The 16,580-nt window shown below is 56.5% G+C and carries 18 protein-coding genes; 10 read left to right on the top strand and 8 right to left on the bottom strand.

Features of this window, described 5'->3' with window-relative positions; translation table 11 throughout:
- Positions 1–16 precede the first annotated feature (16 nt).
- The 3 genes from FHW74_RS02325 to FHW74_RS02315 form a co-directional block, all read right to left on the bottom strand.
- Entirely contained in the window at positions 17–412 is a 396-nt protein-coding gene (locus FHW74_RS02325) for an MAPEG family protein (protein ID WP_125291902.1), read from the bottom strand.
- 69 nt (positions 413–481) lie between these two features.
- A complete protein-coding gene (locus FHW74_RS02320; protein ID WP_183168966.1) occupies positions 482–1,300 on the bottom strand; it encodes a DUF72 domain-containing protein in 819 nt (272 codons plus the stop codon).
- Positions 1,297–1,863, bottom strand: coding sequence for a hydrolase (locus tag FHW74_RS02315; RefSeq protein ID WP_183168965.1), 567 nt, complete (start codon positions 1,861–1,863; stop codon positions 1,297–1,299). The genes FHW74_RS02320 and FHW74_RS02315 overlap by 4 nt, the downstream gene beginning before the upstream one ends.
- 253 nt (positions 1,864–2,116) lie before the next feature.
- Between FHW74_RS02315 and aspS the strand changes: the two genes are divergently transcribed.
- The 6 genes from aspS (at position 2,117) to ruvB (ending at position 7,407) form a co-directional block, all read left to right on the top strand.
- The gene (gene aspS / locus FHW74_RS02310; protein WP_183168964.1) at positions 2,117–3,889 is read left to right on the top strand and encodes an aspartate--tRNA ligase; all 1,773 of its coding nucleotides are present in this window, start codon (positions 2,117–2,119) and stop codon (positions 3,887–3,889) included.
- A 1-nt stretch (position 3,890) separates the two neighbouring features.
- The gene (gene nudB, locus FHW74_RS02305) at positions 3,891–4,334 is read left to right on the top strand and encodes a dihydroneopterin triphosphate diphosphatase (protein ID WP_183168963.1); all 444 of its coding nucleotides are present in this window, start codon (positions 3,891–3,893) and stop codon (positions 4,332–4,334) included.
- Positions 4,335–4,361: 27 nt separating this feature from the next.
- A complete protein-coding gene (locus FHW74_RS02300) occupies positions 4,362–5,102 on the top strand; it encodes a YebC/PmpR family DNA-binding transcriptional regulator (RefSeq protein WP_183168962.1) in 741 nt (246 codons plus the stop codon).
- Positions 5,103–5,132: 30 nt separating this feature from the next.
- On the top strand, positions 5,133–5,654 hold the full coding sequence (gene ruvC / locus FHW74_RS02295; protein ID WP_183168961.1) for a crossover junction endodeoxyribonuclease RuvC: 522 nt from the start codon (positions 5,133–5,135) through the stop codon (positions 5,652–5,654).
- Positions 5,655–5,776: 122 nt separating this feature from the next.
- The gene (gene ruvA, locus FHW74_RS02290) at positions 5,777–6,388 is read left to right on the top strand and encodes a Holliday junction branch migration protein RuvA (RefSeq protein WP_125291908.1); all 612 of its coding nucleotides are present in this window, start codon (positions 5,777–5,779) and stop codon (positions 6,386–6,388) included.
- Positions 6,389–6,396: 8 nt separating this feature from the next.
- Complete coding sequence (gene ruvB, locus FHW74_RS02285) at positions 6,397–7,407, top strand: Holliday junction branch migration DNA helicase RuvB (RefSeq protein WP_183168960.1); 1,011 nt, start codon at positions 6,397–6,399, stop codon at positions 7,405–7,407.
- 32 nt (positions 7,408–7,439) lie between these two features.
- Here ruvB and znuB read toward each other — a convergent pair whose 3' ends face one another.
- Both znuB and znuC read right to left on the bottom strand, forming a co-directional pair.
- On the bottom strand, positions 7,440–8,225 hold the full coding sequence (gene znuB / locus FHW74_RS02280) for a zinc ABC transporter permease subunit ZnuB (RefSeq protein WP_183168959.1): 786 nt from the start codon (positions 8,223–8,225) through the stop codon (positions 7,440–7,442).
- Positions 8,222–8,977, bottom strand: a complete 756-nt coding sequence (gene znuC / locus FHW74_RS02275; RefSeq protein WP_183168958.1) for a zinc ABC transporter ATP-binding protein ZnuC — start codon at positions 8,975–8,977, stop codon at positions 8,222–8,224. The genes znuB and znuC overlap by 4 nt, the downstream gene beginning before the upstream one ends.
- Before the next feature lie 78 nt (positions 8,978–9,055).
- Here znuC and znuA point away from each other — a divergent pair, with 78 nt between their 5' ends.
- The 3 genes from znuA (at position 9,056) to lpxM (ending at position 12,435) form a co-directional block, all read left to right on the top strand.
- The gene (gene znuA / locus FHW74_RS02270) at positions 9,056–10,000 is read left to right on the top strand and encodes a zinc ABC transporter substrate-binding protein ZnuA (RefSeq protein ID WP_183168957.1); all 945 of its coding nucleotides are present in this window, start codon (positions 9,056–9,058) and stop codon (positions 9,998–10,000) included.
- 15 nt (positions 10,001–10,015) lie between these two features.
- Complete coding sequence (mepM, locus tag FHW74_RS02265) at positions 10,016–11,338, top strand: murein DD-endopeptidase MepM (protein ID WP_183168956.1); 1,323 nt, start codon at positions 10,016–10,018, stop codon at positions 11,336–11,338.
- Positions 11,339–11,463: 125 nt separating this feature from the next.
- Positions 11,464–12,435, top strand: a complete 972-nt coding sequence (lpxM, locus tag FHW74_RS02260; protein WP_183168955.1) for a lauroyl-Kdo(2)-lipid IV(A) myristoyltransferase — start codon at positions 11,464–11,466, stop codon at positions 12,433–12,435.
- Between the two features lie 51 nt (positions 12,436–12,486).
- Here lpxM and FHW74_RS02255 read toward each other — a convergent pair whose 3' ends face one another.
- On the bottom strand, positions 12,487–13,371 hold the full coding sequence (locus FHW74_RS02255; protein ID WP_183168954.1) for an HARLDQ motif MBL-fold protein: 885 nt from the start codon (positions 13,369–13,371) through the stop codon (positions 12,487–12,489).
- A gap of 73 nt (positions 13,372–13,444) precedes the next feature.
- Here FHW74_RS02255 and FHW74_RS02250 point away from each other — a divergent pair, with 73 nt between their 5' ends.
- On the top strand, positions 13,445–14,350 hold the full coding sequence (locus tag FHW74_RS02250; RefSeq protein WP_183168953.1) for a LysR family transcriptional regulator: 906 nt from the start codon (positions 13,445–13,447) through the stop codon (positions 14,348–14,350).
- A gap of 38 nt (positions 14,351–14,388) precedes the next feature.
- On the opposite strand, the gene FHW74_RS02245 is transcribed toward FHW74_RS02250, so the two are convergent.
- Positions 14,389–14,652: a monooxygenase gene (locus FHW74_RS02245; RefSeq protein ID WP_183168952.1), complete on the bottom strand. Its 264-nt coding sequence runs from the start codon at positions 14,650–14,652 to the stop codon at positions 14,389–14,391.
- A 384-nt stretch (positions 14,653–15,036) separates the two neighbouring features.
- A complete protein-coding gene (gene pyk / locus FHW74_RS02240; protein ID WP_183168951.1) occupies positions 15,037–16,479 on the bottom strand; it encodes a pyruvate kinase in 1,443 nt (480 codons plus the stop codon).
- Between the last annotated feature and the right edge of the window lie 101 nt (positions 16,480–16,580).

Genomic DNA, 16,580 nt, shown 5'->3' with positions numbered 1-16,580 from the left:
AGGCGCGTATTTTGCGCTAATGAATCGAGAAAACCAACTCCCACGGCATATACCAGACGTTAGCCAGCACCATCAGCAACATCGAAACCCAGGTGGCGCTGGCCCCGGAGCGCCGCCAGCGAATCAGCCGGTGGTGGTAGCCGTAGTAGTGCAGCAGGCGTCCGATGATCATCAAAATGCCGCAGACGTGCACCATCCAGGTCTCCGCGCCGTTCATTTCCATAAACAGCAGCAGTAGCAGCGCCACGGGGATATTTTCCACCGCGTTGCCGTGAATACGGATCACGCTTTGCAGTTCACTAAAGCCGCCATCGCCGTAAGAAACGCGGTATTGCATGCGCATGCGCACCACGTCCAGAGAAAACTTCAGCAGTAACAAGGCTCCCAACACGGCATATAGCGCGCTGACCATACAAACTCCCTTTAGAACCAATAATGGCTTTACGTATCATAGCCTGGAGTAATGGGAACTCTCCACCGTCTAAAGGAGTGAGTTTTGATGGGGGATAGCGGGCTCGCGTCCTATACCGCTAAACGCGCCCTGCATTTTCGGCCACAGGGTGTGCACCAGCTCCGGCGCCTGAGCGATATCCGGCGTATGCAAAAACAGGTACGGCGTAGTGGTGTGCTGCCAGTCGGCGAGTTTGCCGAGCCACACCTCGAAAAACTCGGCGTTACGCGTCATATCATCACTGCCGATAAACCGTACCATCGGATTTCCTGCCGTCACCAGCGCATGCACCGGCACCTTAGGTTTTTTGCGTTGGGCGTCGATAATTTCCTGGGTGGTGGGGATCGCCGAATGTACCGGACGGCTGTCTAACATTACCCGGTTAACCCCCCGCTGATGCAGGCCGCGATTGAGCGCCTGCTCCGCGTCGCCCTTGGCGAAAAACGCCGGATGGCGCACCTCCACGCCGTAGGTGAATTCGCCGGGCAGCCCGTCGAGAAACGCCCACAGCACCGGCAAATCCTGCGGGCCAAACGCCGCCGGAAGCTGTAGCCAGTACTGGCCGATGCGCCCGGCGAGTGGCGCTAAGCGGGTGAAAAACTCCTGTTTGAGATCCTCGCACTGGCGCAGCGCGGCCTGGTGAGAAATGGTCGCCGGAAATTTAAAACAGAAGCGGAATTCGTCAGTAGTCTGGGCGTACCAGCGTTCGACAATCTCGGCTTTCGGCAGCGCGTACAGCGTGGTGTTGCCCTCCACGCAGTTGAAATGGCGGGCGTAATCCTCCAGGGTACTGATTCCGAGCCGCCCCCATTTGGGATGCGACCACTGCGGCAGGCCAATATAGATCATAGGGCGGCGATAATCTCCTCCACCGAACGCACGCGGGCGATGCGCGGGAAAATATGAGTGAAACTGTTCTGATGCTGCTCGGCGCTGGCCGCGCTACAGGCGTCTTCCGCCAGTATCAGAGAGAAGCCAAGCTCCCAGGCGTTGCGGGCAGTGGATTCCACGCCGATATTGGTGGAAATCCCGCACAGCACGATAGTGTCGATACCACGGCGGCGCAGCTGCAACTCGAGATCGGTGCCGTAAAAGGCGCCCCACTGGCGTTTGATCACTTCAATATCGCTGTCGCGCTTACCCAGCGCCACCGGATAGTGCCACCATTCCTGCGGCAGCGCCTGGGCAGGGGCGGCGGCATCCACCGGTTGTTTCAGCGCGTCGGCGAAGTTGGGCGACCAGCCCACGCGCACCATCACCACCGGCGCGCCGTTGGCACGAAAATGCTCCGCCAGCCGCGCGCTGCGGGCAACCACCTCGTCGGCGCTGTGCGGGCCACCGGCGAACGGCAGAATCCCTTCCTGCAAATCGATTATCACTAAGGCGGTGGCGGCGGGGTTTAACGTCAGCATAGTCATCTCTTCATTATGGGAAATTTTCGTTACCTTACCTGCACCTGACGGCGGATCGGGCGGCAAATTTTGTTAATTTTTGTGAGAATCGACCGTTCGGCGCATAGCAATCGCGCGACCAGACGGGTTCGGGCTTATCGTAGTGCGGAAATTCCAGTATAATAGCCGCCTTTTTTCATCCAGTGTAAAGCTGCGACAGTGGTGCCTGCGGGGCAGGTGACAAACGGCCTGCGGCAAAATTAAGGGATATCTCATGCGTACAGAATATTGCGGGCAGCTCAATAAGTCCCATGTGGGACAAGAAGTGACGCTGTGTGGTTGGGTTAACCGTCGTCGCGATCTCGGTAGCCTTATTTTTATCGACATGCGTGACCGTGAAGGCATCGTGCAGGTATTTTTCGATCCTGACCGCGCGGATGCGTTGAAGCTGGCCTCTGAACTGCGTAATGAGTTCTGTATTCAGGTTACCGGCACGGTGCGTGCCCGCGATGACAAGAACGTCAATCGCGAGATGGCGACTGGCGAAATCGAAGTGTTGGCCTCAGATTTGGTCATCATCAACCGCGCCGAGCCGCTGCCGCTGGACTCCAACCAGGTGAACACCGAAGAAGCGCGTCTTAAGTACCGCTACCTGGATCTGCGTCGCCCGGAAATGGCTCAGCGCCTGAAAACCCGTGCGAAAATCACCAGCTTCGTGCGCCGCTTTATGGATGACCACGGTTTCCTTGATATCGAAACCCCGATGCTCACCAAAGCCACGCCGGAAGGCGCGCGCGACTACCTGGTGCCGTCTCGCGTTCATAAAGGCAAATTCTACGCGCTGCCGCAATCGCCTCAGCTGTTTAAACAGCTGCTGATGATGTCCGGCTTTGACCGTTACTATCAGATTGTGAAGTGCTTCCGCGACGAAGACCTGCGCGCCGATCGCCAGCCGGAATTTACCCAGATCGATGTGGAAACCTCATTCATGACCGCGCCGCAGGTGCGTGAAGTGATGGAACAGCTGGTTCACGATCTGTGGCTGGACGTGAAAGGCGTGGACCTGGGTTCGTTCCCGGTGATGACTTTCGCCGAAGCCGAGCGCCGCTATGGTTCCGATAAGCCGGACCTGCGTAACCCGATGGAGCTGGTGGACGTGGCCGATCTGGTGAAAGACGTCGAATTCAGCGTCTTCGCTGGCCCGGCCAACGACGCTAAAGGCCGCGTGGCTGCCCTGCGCGTACCGGGCGGCGCCGAGCTGACCCGTAAGCAGATCGACGAATACGGCAAATTCGTGACCATCTATGGCGCGAAAGGCCTGGCGTACATTAAAGTTAACCAGCGTAGCGCCGGTCTTGACGGTATTAACAGCCCGATTGCCAAATTCCTTAACGCTGACATCATCAACGCTATCCTTGAGCGCACCGCAGCCCAGGATGGCGACATGATTTTCTTCGGCGCAGACAACAAAAAAGTCGTCTCCGACGCGCTGGGCGCGCTGCGCCTGAAGCTGGGCAAAGATCTGAAAATCACCGACGAAAACGCCTGGGCGCCGCTGTGGGTCATCGACTTCCCGATGTTTGAGGAAGACGGCGAAGGCGGCCTGACCGCGATGCACCACCCGTTTACTTCACCAAAAGACATGACCGCCGCCGAGCTGAAAGCCGCGCCGGAAAATGCCGTGGCGAACGCCTACGATATGGTGATCAACGGTTACGAAGTGGGCGGCGGCTCCGTGCGTATCTACAGTGGCGAAATGCAGCAGACCGTGTTCGGCATCCTGGGCATTAACGAACAGGAACAGCGCGAGAAATTCGGCTTCCTGCTCGATGCCCTGAAATTCGGCACCCCGCCGCACGCGGGGCTGGCATTTGGTCTGGATCGCCTGACCATGCTGCTCACCGGCACCGACAATATTCGCGATGTTATCGCCTTCCCGAAAACCACCGCGGCGGCGTGTCTGATGACCGAAGCGCCAAGCTTCGCCAACCAGGCCGCGCTGGAAGAGCTGGGTATCGCGGTCGTGAAGAAGGAAGAGAAAAACTGATATGGCCTTTAAGCGTCCCGTTTCTGTCCTGGTGGTAATTTATGCGAGAGATACGAAGCGGGTGCTGATGTTGCAGCGGCGCGATGACCCGGATTTTTGGCAGTCGGTGACCGGCAGCCTGGAAGAGGGGGAAACCGCGCCGCAGGCCGCCGCGCGTGAAGTAAAGGAAGAGGTCTCGATTGACGTTGCCGCTGAGCAACTGACCTTGATGGACTGTCAACGCACGGTGGAGTTTGAAATTTTTAGTCATTTACGTCATCGCTACGCGCCGGGAATTATGCGCAATACCGAATCCTGGTTTTGTCTGGAGCTGCCGAGCGAGCGGGAGATTGTGTTTACCGAACACTTAACCTACCGCTGGGTGGATGCTGCGCAAGCCGCCGCGCTCACCAAATCGTGGAGCAACCGGCAAGCGATTGAAGAATTTGTAATTAACGCAGCCTGAGAAGGCGCGCTCTTTGAGGAAATATTTATGGCAGGTCACAGTAAATGGGCCAACACCAAACACCGCAAAGCGGCACAGGATGCCAAACGCGGTAAGATTTTCACCAAAATTATTCGCGAGCTGGTTACCGCGGCGCGTTTAGGCGGCGGCGATGCGGGCTCCAACCCGCGTCTGCGCGCGGCGATTGATAAAGCGCTGTCGAACAACATGACCCGCGACACCCTGAACCGTGCCATCGCGCGCGGCGTGGGCGGTGATGAAGACGCGAACATGGAAACCATCATTTATGAAGGTTACGGCCCTGGCGGTACGGCGGTCATGGTGGAATGCCTGTCCGACAACCGTAACCGCACCGTGGCGGAAGTGCGCCACGCTTTCAGCAAATGCGGCGGCAATTTGGGCACTGACGGTTCTGTCGCCTATCTGTTCAGTAAGAAAGGGGTGATCTCTTTCGAAGCGGGCGATGAAGACGTGATCATGGAAGCGGCGCTGGAAGCCGGTGCTGAAGACGTCGTGACCTTCGATGACGGCGCGATTGACGTTTATACCGCGTGGGAAGAGATGGGCGCGGTGCGCGATGCGCTGGAAGCCGCCGGCCTGAAAGCCGACAACGCCGAAGTCTCCATGATCCCGTCTACCAAAGCCGATATGGACGCGGAAACCGCGCCGAAGCTGCTGCGTCTGATCGACATGCTGGAAGACTGCGATGATGTGCAGGAGGTTTACCATAACGGTGAGATCTCCGACGAAGTCGCCGCAACGTTGTGATTATTGCAGTAGTCAAACCGGAGGCGCGTGATGGCCATTATTCTCGGTATTGATCCGGGGTCGCGCGTTACCGGCTATGGCGTAATCCGCCAGGTCGGCAGGCAGCTTACCTATATGGGGAGCGGCTGTATCCGTACCAAAGTGGACGATTTACCCTCGCGGCTGAAATTAATCTACGCGGGGGTTTGCGAAATCATTACCCAGTTCCAGCCGGACTATTTCGCCATCGAGCAGGTCTTTATGGCGAAAAACGCCGATTCGGCGCTCAAGCTCGGCCAGGCGCGCGGCGTGGCGATTGTCGCGGCGGTCAATCATGATCTGCCGGTGTTTGAATACGCCGCCCGTCAGGTTAAGCAGACGGTGGTGGGCATCGGCAGCGCGGAAAAAAGCCAGGTGCAACATATGGTGCGCACCCTGCTGAAACTGCCCGCCAATCCGCAGGCGGATGCGGCGGATGCGCTGGCCATCGCCATCACCCATTGCCACATCAGCCAGAACGCGACCCAGATGAGCGAGTCGCGGCTTAATCTGGCAAGAGGGCGGTTAAGATAAATCAGGCTGGATATCTATCCAGCCTTTTTTATATGATAGCCTTATCTTCCTCACGCACATCTCACGCACACCTCGCGTGAACGTCAGGAAACATTTTTAGCCGCTAACCGCAGGAGCGTATTGTGATAGGCAGACTCAGAGGCATCGTTCTGGAAAAACAACCCCCGCTGGTACTTCTGGAAGCGGGCGGTGTCGGTTATGAAGTGCATATGCCGATGACCTGCTTTTATGAGCTCCCGGAAACGGGCCAGGAAGCGGTGGTGTTCACCCATTTTGTGGTGCGCGAAGACGCGCAGCTACTGTTCGGCTTTAATAATAAGCAGGAACGTACCCTGTTTCGCGAATTAATCAAAGTGAACGGCGTCGGCCCGAAACTGGCGCTGGCGATCCTGTCCGGTATGTCGGCCCAGCAGTTCGTCAACGCCGTTGAGCGTGAAGAGCCCGCCGCACTGGTGAAACTGCCGGGTATCGGCAAGAAAACCGCCGAGCGCCTGGTGGTGGAAATGAAAGACCGCTTTAAAGGCCTGCATGGCGACCTGTTTACCCCGGCTGCCGATCTGGTGCTTACGTCGCCTGCCAGCCCGGCCAAAGACGACGCTGAAGCAGAAGCCGTTGCCGCGCTGGTGGCGTTGGGTTATAAACCGCAGGAAGCGAGCCGTATGGTGAGCAAACTGGCGCGTCCTGATGCGGACAGCGAAACCCTTATTCGCGAAGCATTACGCGCGGCATTGTGAGGTAACGGATGATAGAAGCAGACCGCCTGGTTTCCGCTGCGAACATAACCCAGGAAGAGATCATAGACCGGGCCATCCGCCCGAAGCTGCTGGAAGAGTATATCGGCCAGCCGCAGGTGCGTTCGCAGATGGAAATCTTTATCCAGGCGGCCAGGCTGCGCGGCGATGCGCTGGACCATTTGCTGATTTTCGGCCCGCCGGGGTTAGGTAAAACCACGCTGGCCGGTATCGTCGCGAATGAGCTGGGCGTTAATCTGCGCACCACCTCCGGCCCGGTGCTGGAAAAAGCGGGCGATCTCGCCGCCATGCTCACCAACCTTGAACCGCACGACGTGCTGTTTATTGACGAGATCCACCGTCTGTCGCCCGTGGTGGAAGAGGTGCTGTATCCGGCGATGGAAGATTATCAGCTGGATATCATGATTGGCGAAGGCCCGGCGGCCCGCTCCATCAAAATCGATCTCCCGCCTTTTACCCTGATTGGCGCGACCACCCGCGCCGGATCCCTGACTTCACCGCTGCGCGACCGTTTCGGCATCGTCCAGCGGCTGGAGTTTTATCAGGTGGCGGATTTGCAGCATATCGTTAATCGTAGCGCCCAGCATATGGGGCTGGATATGAGCGACGAAGGGGCGCTGGAAGTGGCGCGACGCGCGCGCGGTACGCCGCGTATCGCCAACCGCCTGCTGCGCCGGGTGCGGGACTTCGCCGAAGTGCGCCATAACGGCGTGATTTCCCAGGACGTGGCGTCCCAGGCGCTGGATATGCTTAACGTTGACGCCGAAGGCTTTGACTATATGGACCGCAAGCTGCTGCTGGCGATTATTGATAAGTTCTTTGGTGGGCCGGTGGGGCTGGATAACCTGGCGGCAGCGATTGGCGAAGAGCGGGAAACCATCGAAGATGTGCTGGAACCCTTCCTGATCCAGCAGGGCTTTTTACAACGCACGCCGCGTGGCCGTATGGCGACGGTGCGCGCCTGGCAGCATTTCGGCATCACCCCGCCGGCGATGCCATAATATAATAAGGGCGGAAAGTTCCGCCCTTATTATTACGCCGCGCTTTTTTTCATCATGGTGAGAATAAACATCAGCGCCGCCGCCAGCACTACCGAGGGGCCGGCTGGCGTATCGTAAAACGCCGAGAAGGTCAGCCCGCCGGTCACGGCGATCATGCCAATAATCACGGCAATCCCCGCCATCTGCTCCGGCGTGCGGGCAAAGCGCCGCGCGGTCGCCGCCGGAATAATCAGCAGAGACGTGATAATCAGCGCGCCGACAAACTTCATCGCTACGCCAATCGTTAACGCCGTAACCAGCATCAGCAGCATTTTGACCCGCTGGAGCTTAACGCCGTCGACAAAGGCCAGGTCCGGGCTGATGGTCATCGCCAGCAGGCTGCGCCACTGCCACGCCAGCACCGCGATCACAATCGCCACGCCAATGGCGATAGAAATAATATCCGCCGGGGTTACCGACAGCAGATCGCCAAACAGGTAGGCCATTAAATCCACCCGGATATTGGCCATCAGGCTTACCACCACCAGGCCCAGCGACAGGGCGCTATGAGCCATGATCCCCAGCAGGGTATCAATCGCCAGGTGCGGGCGTTTTTCCAGAATCACTAACCCCACCGCCAGCAGCAGCGTCACGGCGATCACCGCGTAAAAGGGATTGACGTTCAGCAGCAGGCCAAAGGCAACGCCCAACAGCGAGGCGTGGGCGAGGGTATCGCCAAAATAGGACATGCGACGCCAGACCACAAACGATCCCAACGGCCCTGCGGCGCAGGCGAGCAGCATCCCGGCAAACCAGCCGGGCAGTAATAATTCAATCATGAGTGACCGTTTCCCCGGCGCAGGACAATCCGACCTTGCAGGTCGTGGCGATGGTTATGATGGTGACGATAGATGCCCAGCTGTTCCGCGCCACGCGGGCCGAACATTGAAATAAATTCCGGGTGCATCGACACCACTTCCGGCGTGCCGGAGCAGCAAATATGGTGATTCAGGCACAGCACGTCGTCGGTTTTGGCCATCACCAGATGCAAATCGTGGGACACCATCAGCACCGCGCAGTCCAGCTCGCAGCGCAGTTTGTCGATCAGATCGTACAGCGCCACCTGGCCATTGACGTCCACCCCCTGGGTTGGCTCATCCAGCACCAGCAACTGCGGCTGATTGAGCAGCGCGCGAGCCAGCAACACGCGCTGGTTTTCACCACCGGATAATTTTTGCATTGGCGCGTCAATCAGGTGCCCGGCCTGCACGCGTTTGAGCGCGGGCAGGATATCCTGTTTGCGTGCGCCGGGGCGCAGACGCATAAAGCGGCTCACCGTCAGCGGTAACGTCGCGTCGAGGTGCAGTTTTTGCGGCACGTAGCCGATGCGCAGATGACGGTCACGCTTGATCACCCCTTCGTCGGGTGCTACCAGCCCTAATACCACGCGTACCAGCGTGGATTTCCCGGCACCATTCGGGCCGAGCAGCGTCAGGATTCGCCCAGGCTTCAGGCCGAGCGACACGTCAGACAGCACGCGGCGCTGCCCAAACGAGACGGAGACATTTTCCAGTGAAACTAAATTGGTCATGAGAAATTAAGCGTTGCAGAAGTTATCGAATGTTATAATATCACATTCCCGAGCCGATTAACGACGGATAGTTAAATAATGTTACATAAAAAGACGTTTCTTTGCGCTGCACTTTCTGCAGCCGTATGGGGTGGATTTGTGGCAAATGCGCAGGCGGCGGTCGTCGCTTCGCTTAAACCCCTCGGATTTATCGCCTCAGCCATCGCCGATGGCGTGACTGATACAGAAGTATTACTTCCCGATGGTGCCTCCGAGCATGATTATGCGCTGCGCCCCTCTGATGTAAAACGCTTACAAAACGCGGACTTAGTTGTCTGGATTGGCCCGGACATGGAAGCCTTTATGCAGAAGCAGGTCAGCCAGTTTCCTGAGCAAAAAAAGGTGACGATGGGCGAATTGCCTGACGTGAAACCGCTGCTCATGAAAGGTGAAGATCATGACCATGAGGACGAGCACGGTCACGATCACGGCGCTGAAAACAGTGACCACGATCACCATCACGGTGAATATAACATGCATATTTGGCTTTCGCCTGAGATCGCGCGGGCTTCAGCGGTTGCAATCCATGGAAAATTAGTGGAACTTATGCCGCAAAGTAAGGCCAAACTAGACGCCAATCTGCAGCACTTTGAGGCACAATTAGCCCAAACCGATAAGCAGGTTCGCGATGAGCTGGCACCGTTGAAAGGGAAGGGGTATTTCGTTTTTCATGACGCCTACGGCTACTATGAAAAACACTACGGTCTTACGCCCCTGGGTCACTTTACCGTTAACCCTGAAATCCAGCCTGGTGCGCAGCGTTTACATGAAATCAGAACACAGTTGGTTGAGCAAAAAGCAACCTGCGTTTTTGCTGAGCCACAATTCAGGCCAGCGGTAATCGAAGCCGTTGCCAGGGGGACGTCTGTTCGTATGGGAACACTCGATCCGCTGGGAACTGAGGTGAAATTGGGCAAGGATAGCTATAGCGACTTCCTGACCCAGTTGGCAAACCAGTATGCGAGCTGCCTGAAAGGAGATTAACGAGGAAGTGAATACGTGCAACAGATAGCCCGCTCTGTCGCCCTGGCATTTAACAACTTGCCACGCCCCCATCGCGTGATGTTGGGGTCACTAACTTTTCTTACACTTGCGGTCGCCGTCTGGCGACCGTACATCTATCACCCCGAAGCGGCGCCGATTGTTAAAACCATTGAGCTTGAGAAGAGCGAAGTGCGCTCCCTGCTGCCGGAAGCGAGTGAGCCTATCGATCAGGCTCCGCCGGAAGAAGATGAATCCATCCCGCAGGACGAACTGGACGATAAAACCGCCGGCGAAACCGGGGTTCACGAATATGTGGTTTCAACCGGCGATACGCTGAGCAGCGTGCTGAACCAGTACGGCATCGAAATGGGGGATATCAGCACCCTGGCGAACGTCGATAAAGATCTGCGTAATTTGAAAATCGGTCAGCAAATCTCCTGGACGTTAACCCCGGACGGCGAACTGCAACGCCTGACCTGGGAGATGTCGCGCCGTGAAACCCGCACTTACGACCGCGTCGACGGCGGCTTCAAAATGAGCAGCGAAATCGCCGAAGGTGACTGGGTTAACAATGTGCTGAAAGGCACCGTGAACGGCAGTTTTGTCGCCAGCGCCAAAGACGCCGGTTTAACCAGCAGCGAAATCAGCGCGGTTATCAAAGCCATGCAATGGCAGATGGACTTGCGCAAGCTGAAAAAAGGTGATGAGTTCGCGGTGCTGATGTCGCGCGAAATGCTCGACGGCAAGCGCGAGCAGAGCCAACTGCTGGGTGTACGTTTACGCTCCGGCGACAAAGATTACTACGCGGTGCGCGCCGAAGACGGGAAATTCTACGACCGCAACGGTTCCGGGCTGGCGAAAGGCTTTATGCGTTTCCCGACGGTGAAACAGTTCCGCGTCTCATCCAACTTTAACCCGCGCCGCCTTAACCCGGTGACGGGCCGCGTTGCGCCGCACCGAGGCGTGGACTTCGCCATGCCGCAGGGTACACCGGTGCTGGCCGTCGGTGACGGCGAAGTGGTGGTCGCCAAACGCAGCGGCGCGGCGGGGTATTACGTCGCCGTGCGTCACGGTCGCACTTACACCACGCGCTATATGCACCTGAAAAAGCTGCTGGTGAAACCGGGCCAGAAAGTGAAACGCGGCGATCGCATCGCGCTGTCGGGTAACACTGGCCGTTCAACCGGGCCGCACCTGCATTTTGAAATGTGGATCAACCAGCAGGCGGTGAACCCGCTGACGGCAAAACTGCCGCGCTCTGAGGGCCTGACCGGTAAAGACCGTTCGGATTACCTGGCGCAGGTCAAAGATGTGGTGCCGCAGCTGCGTTTTGATTAATCCTGCCGTTTAAGACAAAGCCGACATCCTTCCGGGTGTCGGCTTTTCTTTTGTCTCCCACGCCATCAGACGCTAAAATAACGGATTATTTTGCCCATTCTGTTGGGCGTCAGACGGAAAAGGGCATGGAAAAAAAATCCCCTAACGAATTTATTCCCGAGTTTAAAAACGAATTTCTGCATCCGCGCTACTGGGGCGCATGGCTGGGCATCGCCGCAATGGTTGCCACCGCATTAACGCCGCCGTCGTTTCGCGATCCGCTACTGGCGAAACTGGGCCGCTTTGGCGGTCGTTTAGGCAAAAGCGCGCGTCGCCGCGCCCAAATCAATTTGCTGTACTGCTTCCCGGAGTATTCAGAAAAAAAGCGTGAGGCCATTATTGACCGCATGTTTGCCACCGCGCCGCAGGCGATGGTGATGATGACGGAACTGGCGCTGCGCGGACCGGATAAGATCGAAAAACGCGTCGAATGGCATGGCCGGGAAATTATCGACGAGATGCAGCGCAATAATGAAAAAGTGATTTTCCTGGTGCCGCACGCCTGGGGCGTGGATCTTCCGGCTATGCTGCTGGCCTCGCGCGGGCAGAAAGTTGCCGCCATGTTCCATAATCAGGGCCATCAGGTTTTTGACTATATGTGGAATAAAACGCGCCGCCATTTTGGTGGCCGTCTCCATGCACGCAACGACGGGATTAAACCTTTTGTCAGCTCCGTTCGCCAGGGTTACTGGGGGTATTACCTCCCCGATCAGGATCACGGCCCGGAACACAGTGAGTTTGTGGACTTTTTCGCCACCTATAAAGCCACGTTGCCGGCGCTGGGCCGTCTGATGAAGCTCTGTCGGGCGCGCGTCGTTCCGCTGTTTCCGGTCTATAACGATAAAACCCATAAGCTGGAAATCTATGTTCGCCCGCCGATGGACGATCTGGTGGATGCCGACGATCACACCCTTGCCCGGCGTATGAACGAGGAAGTGGAAATTTTTGTTCGCCCGCATCCCGAACAGTACACCTGGATCCTGAAGCTGTTGAAAACGCGCAAAGAAGGGGAAATTGAACCTTACAAGCGCAAGGATCTGTGGCCGAAAAAGAAATAACGCGTAATCCGATGCCGGGAGCACAAAGCGACCGGCACCGTCATCAAAACATTACTGTGCTGTCTGCTGCTTCAACTGCGCCGCAAAACGCTGTTGCGACTGCGCGACATAACGCTGTAGTCCATCGCGATCGATAAACGCATCTTTATCGCCCGCCGCCAGCCGGGCCATTTTCCCCGCCAGATCAAAACGCTCACCTTTGTTAGCGAGAAAAATATCGACCTGCTGCGCCGCCAGCGTGCGGAAGCTGCGCTCAATATCCGCGCGAAGCGTCGGATAATTTTTATTATCGACCAGGTAGTAGCCGGGCGTGGCAAGGCTATCGGCATAAATCATCGTTTTCCCGTCCGCCAGGGTAAATAACCAGGAGGTGCTGCCTGGCAGGTGGCCCGGCGTCAGTAACGCCTTAACGGTAACATCGCCTACGCGCAGCGTATCGCCGTTATCAACAATAATATCGGTTTTCACCGGGGGAAACGGCAGGGCATCCCCCAGCGCAAAATCATCTTTACCCCCGCGCGCCATCTGTTCGGCATTGGGCTGGCTGGCGACCAGCTTCGCGCCGCTCCATGTTTTCAGTTTTGCAATGCCTCCGGCCTGGTCGAGACGGGCATGGCTATTGAGGATCAGACGTATATCCCCGAGATCAAAGCCCAGGGCGCGGATGTTTTGGCGGATCTGCGCGGCGCTCGAATCCAGCGCGCCGTCGATCAGGATGTGCCCCTGCGGCGTGGTGATCAGCACCGAGGACAAGTTTTCAGTGCCCACATACCAGACACTCTCAGCAATCCGCAACGGTTTCACCGGTTTCGCCCAGTCAACAAACAGCGAGTAGGGAGGCGCTTCCGCTAGCGGTTGGTTTGGATCCAGCGCGGCATGGCTGGTAAAGGTAGAAAACGACATCAGGCAGGCCATTATCAGTGCGGAACGTTTCATAACTTCTCCTTTTAATAAGGAGCCGAAGTATAATGAGCCTAAATTTAATGCTGTGCAATTGAGTTTCTGATCAGTGAATATCCTGCAATTAGATTTAAATCTCCTCAAAGTGTTGTACGTGATGTTAAGCACCGGCTCCACCAGCCTGACGGCACTGAAGTTGGGGCTTAGCGCCTCTGCCGTGAGCCATGCGCTAAACCGGTTGCGGGAATCGCTGGACGATCCGCTATTTCGCCGTGAAGGCAACCAGCAGGTTCCTACGCTGTTCGCCCTGAGCCTTAAAGAGAAACTGGTTCCGCTGTTCGTCTCGCTGAATGAGGAGTTATTCAGTGAGGAACCTCATGCCCAGCGCCGGTTTCGCGTGGCGCTGCCGCCCGCGCTTAATGTGCTGCTGACGCCGGAACTGGCGCGCCGCGGCCAGAACGCCGATGCGGTGATCGAGTGCGTGCCGTTTGAACGCCGGGCCTGGCGCGATGAGTTGGTGGAAGGGAAAGTCGATTTAGTGATTGCGGTTGGGGATCATCAACAGCAACTCAGCGCCTTGCACTATGAACGCGTCGGCAGCACGCGGCTGATTGTGGCCTGGGGCCCGCCCTTACAGCAGCAAATGCAGGGGCGAGAGAGCATCGACTTATTAACGCTTCAGGCGTTCAATCACTTTTACTGCCACCCCTGGCCGCAGGCGATTAACGAACTGGACCGTCAGCAGGCGCGTGAGGGCGTGGCGCGGCATCTGGCTTTTATCTGCCAGGATTACAGCCAGCTTGCCCCGGCACTGCGCAGCGCGCCACTCCTCGCGGTGATCCCGACGCCGTGGTTCACGACGCTGGTGGATAAAGAGCAAATTTCTACCCTGCCGCTGCTGGGGTTTCAGGCGCAGGGCAACCTGTTTTTGCAGTACCGAAAATCGACCGTAGCCTGGAAGCGGACAATAATAAGCGGCCTGAAGCAGGTGTTATCCCGCTATTATCAGCGCTAATGATATTATGGCCGGTTAGTTATTAACCGGCATGGTGTTTACCCCGCCATTTCGCTATTTTGTTGGTCGATGCGCTTATTCGCCTCGCCGCTTTCATTGAGCGCTTTGCTGGCCGCTTTTTCAGCATGAGCGGCGCTGTAGGCGGCTAAATGCCCAATTACAATGGCGTAAATACTCATTAAGGAAACCCACAGAATACTGTCTTTCCACCATATTAATGTGGGTACTGTCAGCGCTGCCCATACCAGCGCCAGTGTAAGATGAAATTTAGCCATTCTGCTGGCGGTCATTTTTACTCGCATATTCTTTTCCTGCTACAACACTTGCCCATATTTTTTATTAGATAAAAATCAATGGATTAATAAAAATACTTCAATGTAAACGTTCCTTAGTGGTTATTATATCGACAACACAATCACCACATCTAAGCATAGGCGATGAATTTAAAAAGATTGGTATTATTTTTGTTACACAATGTACAGTTACAGGATTATGTATTAACGCAACCCCAGAAGAAGACAAATAAAATAGATTCACAAATTAAAGGTGATAAATTTTGCTGGATTGGGAGTTGAGGAAAATCTGATTTTAAACAGAAGAAGTATTTGTTTGTCACGCCTGCACCACAAACACCATTAAAAAGGGCCTCCTTTTCAGGAAGCCCTTTTATTTAACCACCGGCAGGATTATTCAACCGTCAGGATACGAGTGGTATTGGTGCTGCCGATGGTGCCCATCACGTCGCCCTGGGTCACGATCACCAGGTCGCCAGAGACCAGGTAACCTTTATCGCGCAGCAGGGTTACCGCGTCGTGCGCTGCCGCCACGCCTTCGTTGGCGCTGTCGAAGTACACCGGGGTCACGCCGCGGTACAGCGCCGTCAGGTTCAGGGTGTGCTCATGACGGGACATAGCGAAAATCGGCAGCCCGGAGCTGATGCGCGAGGTCATCAGCGCGGTACGGCCAGACTCGGTCATGGTCAGGATCGCGGTGACGCCTTTCAGGTGGTTAGCCGCATACATGGCGGACATGGCGATGGCTTCTTCGACATTATCGAACTGCACATCAAGACGGTGTTTGGAGACGTTGATGCTCGGGATCTTTTCCGCGCCGAGGCACACGCGCGCCATGGCCGCGACGGTTTCTGCCGGGTACTGGCCCGCGGCGGTTTCCGCCGACAGCATCACCGCATCGGTGCCATCCAGAACGGCGTTGGCCACGTCCATCACTTCCGCACGGGTCGGCATCGGGTTAGTGATCATTGACTCCATCATCTGCGTCGCCGTGATCACCGCGCGATTCAGCTTACGGGCGCGGCGGATCAGGGTTTTCTGGATACCCACCAGCTCCGGGTCGCCGATTTCAACGCCGAGGTCGCCACGGGCAACCATCACCACGTCAGAGGCGTTAATGATGTCGTCCATTGCGTCCAGATCGCATACCGCTTCGGCGCGTTCCACCTTGGCGACGATTTTGGCGTTGCAGCCAGCATCACGCGCCAGGCGGCGCGCATAGTTGAGATCTTCGCCGCAGCGCGGGAAGGAAACCGCCAGATAATCCACGCCGATTTGCGCGGCGGTAAGGATATCGGCTTTGTCTTTTTCGGTCAGCGCTTCTGCCGACAGGCCGCCGCCGAGTTTGTTGATGCCTTTGTTGTTGGACAGCGGGCCGCCAACGGTGACTTCGGTAAAGACTTTCATGCCCTGGACTTCCAGGACTTTTAGCTGCACGCGGCCATCATCAAGCAGCAGGATGTCGCCTGGCACCACGTCAGCGGGCAGGCCTTTATAGTCGATACCGACTTTTTCTTTATCGCCTTCACCTTTACCCAGGTTGGCGTCGAGCAGGAATTTGTCGCCGATATTGAGGAATACTTTGCCTTCTTTGAAGGTCGATACCCGGATTTTCGGGCCCTGGAGGTCACCCAGGATGGCGACGTGACGACCCAGTTTGGCCGCGATCTCGCGGACTTTGTCTGCACGTAATTTGTGGTCTTCAGGAGTGCCGTGGGAGAAATTCATTCGAACGACGTTAGCGCCTGCGGTAATAATCTTTTCCAGATTATTATCACGATCCGTTGCCGGGCCTAACGTGGTAACGATTTTGGTTCTGCGAAGCCGTCTGGACATGTAATACTCCGTTGACTGAAACAACTTTGGTGTTGCGTGAACATAAACTCGGCAGGTGGGCACGCCAGCTGGCGCAGCCAAAACCTTAACCGAATGGTTTT

Source organism: Atlantibacter sp. RC6 (assembly GCF_014193285.1).
GTDB lineage: Bacteria > Pseudomonadota > Gammaproteobacteria > Enterobacterales > Enterobacteriaceae > Atlantibacter.
This window is presented reverse-complemented; position numbering and strand designations above follow the sequence as displayed.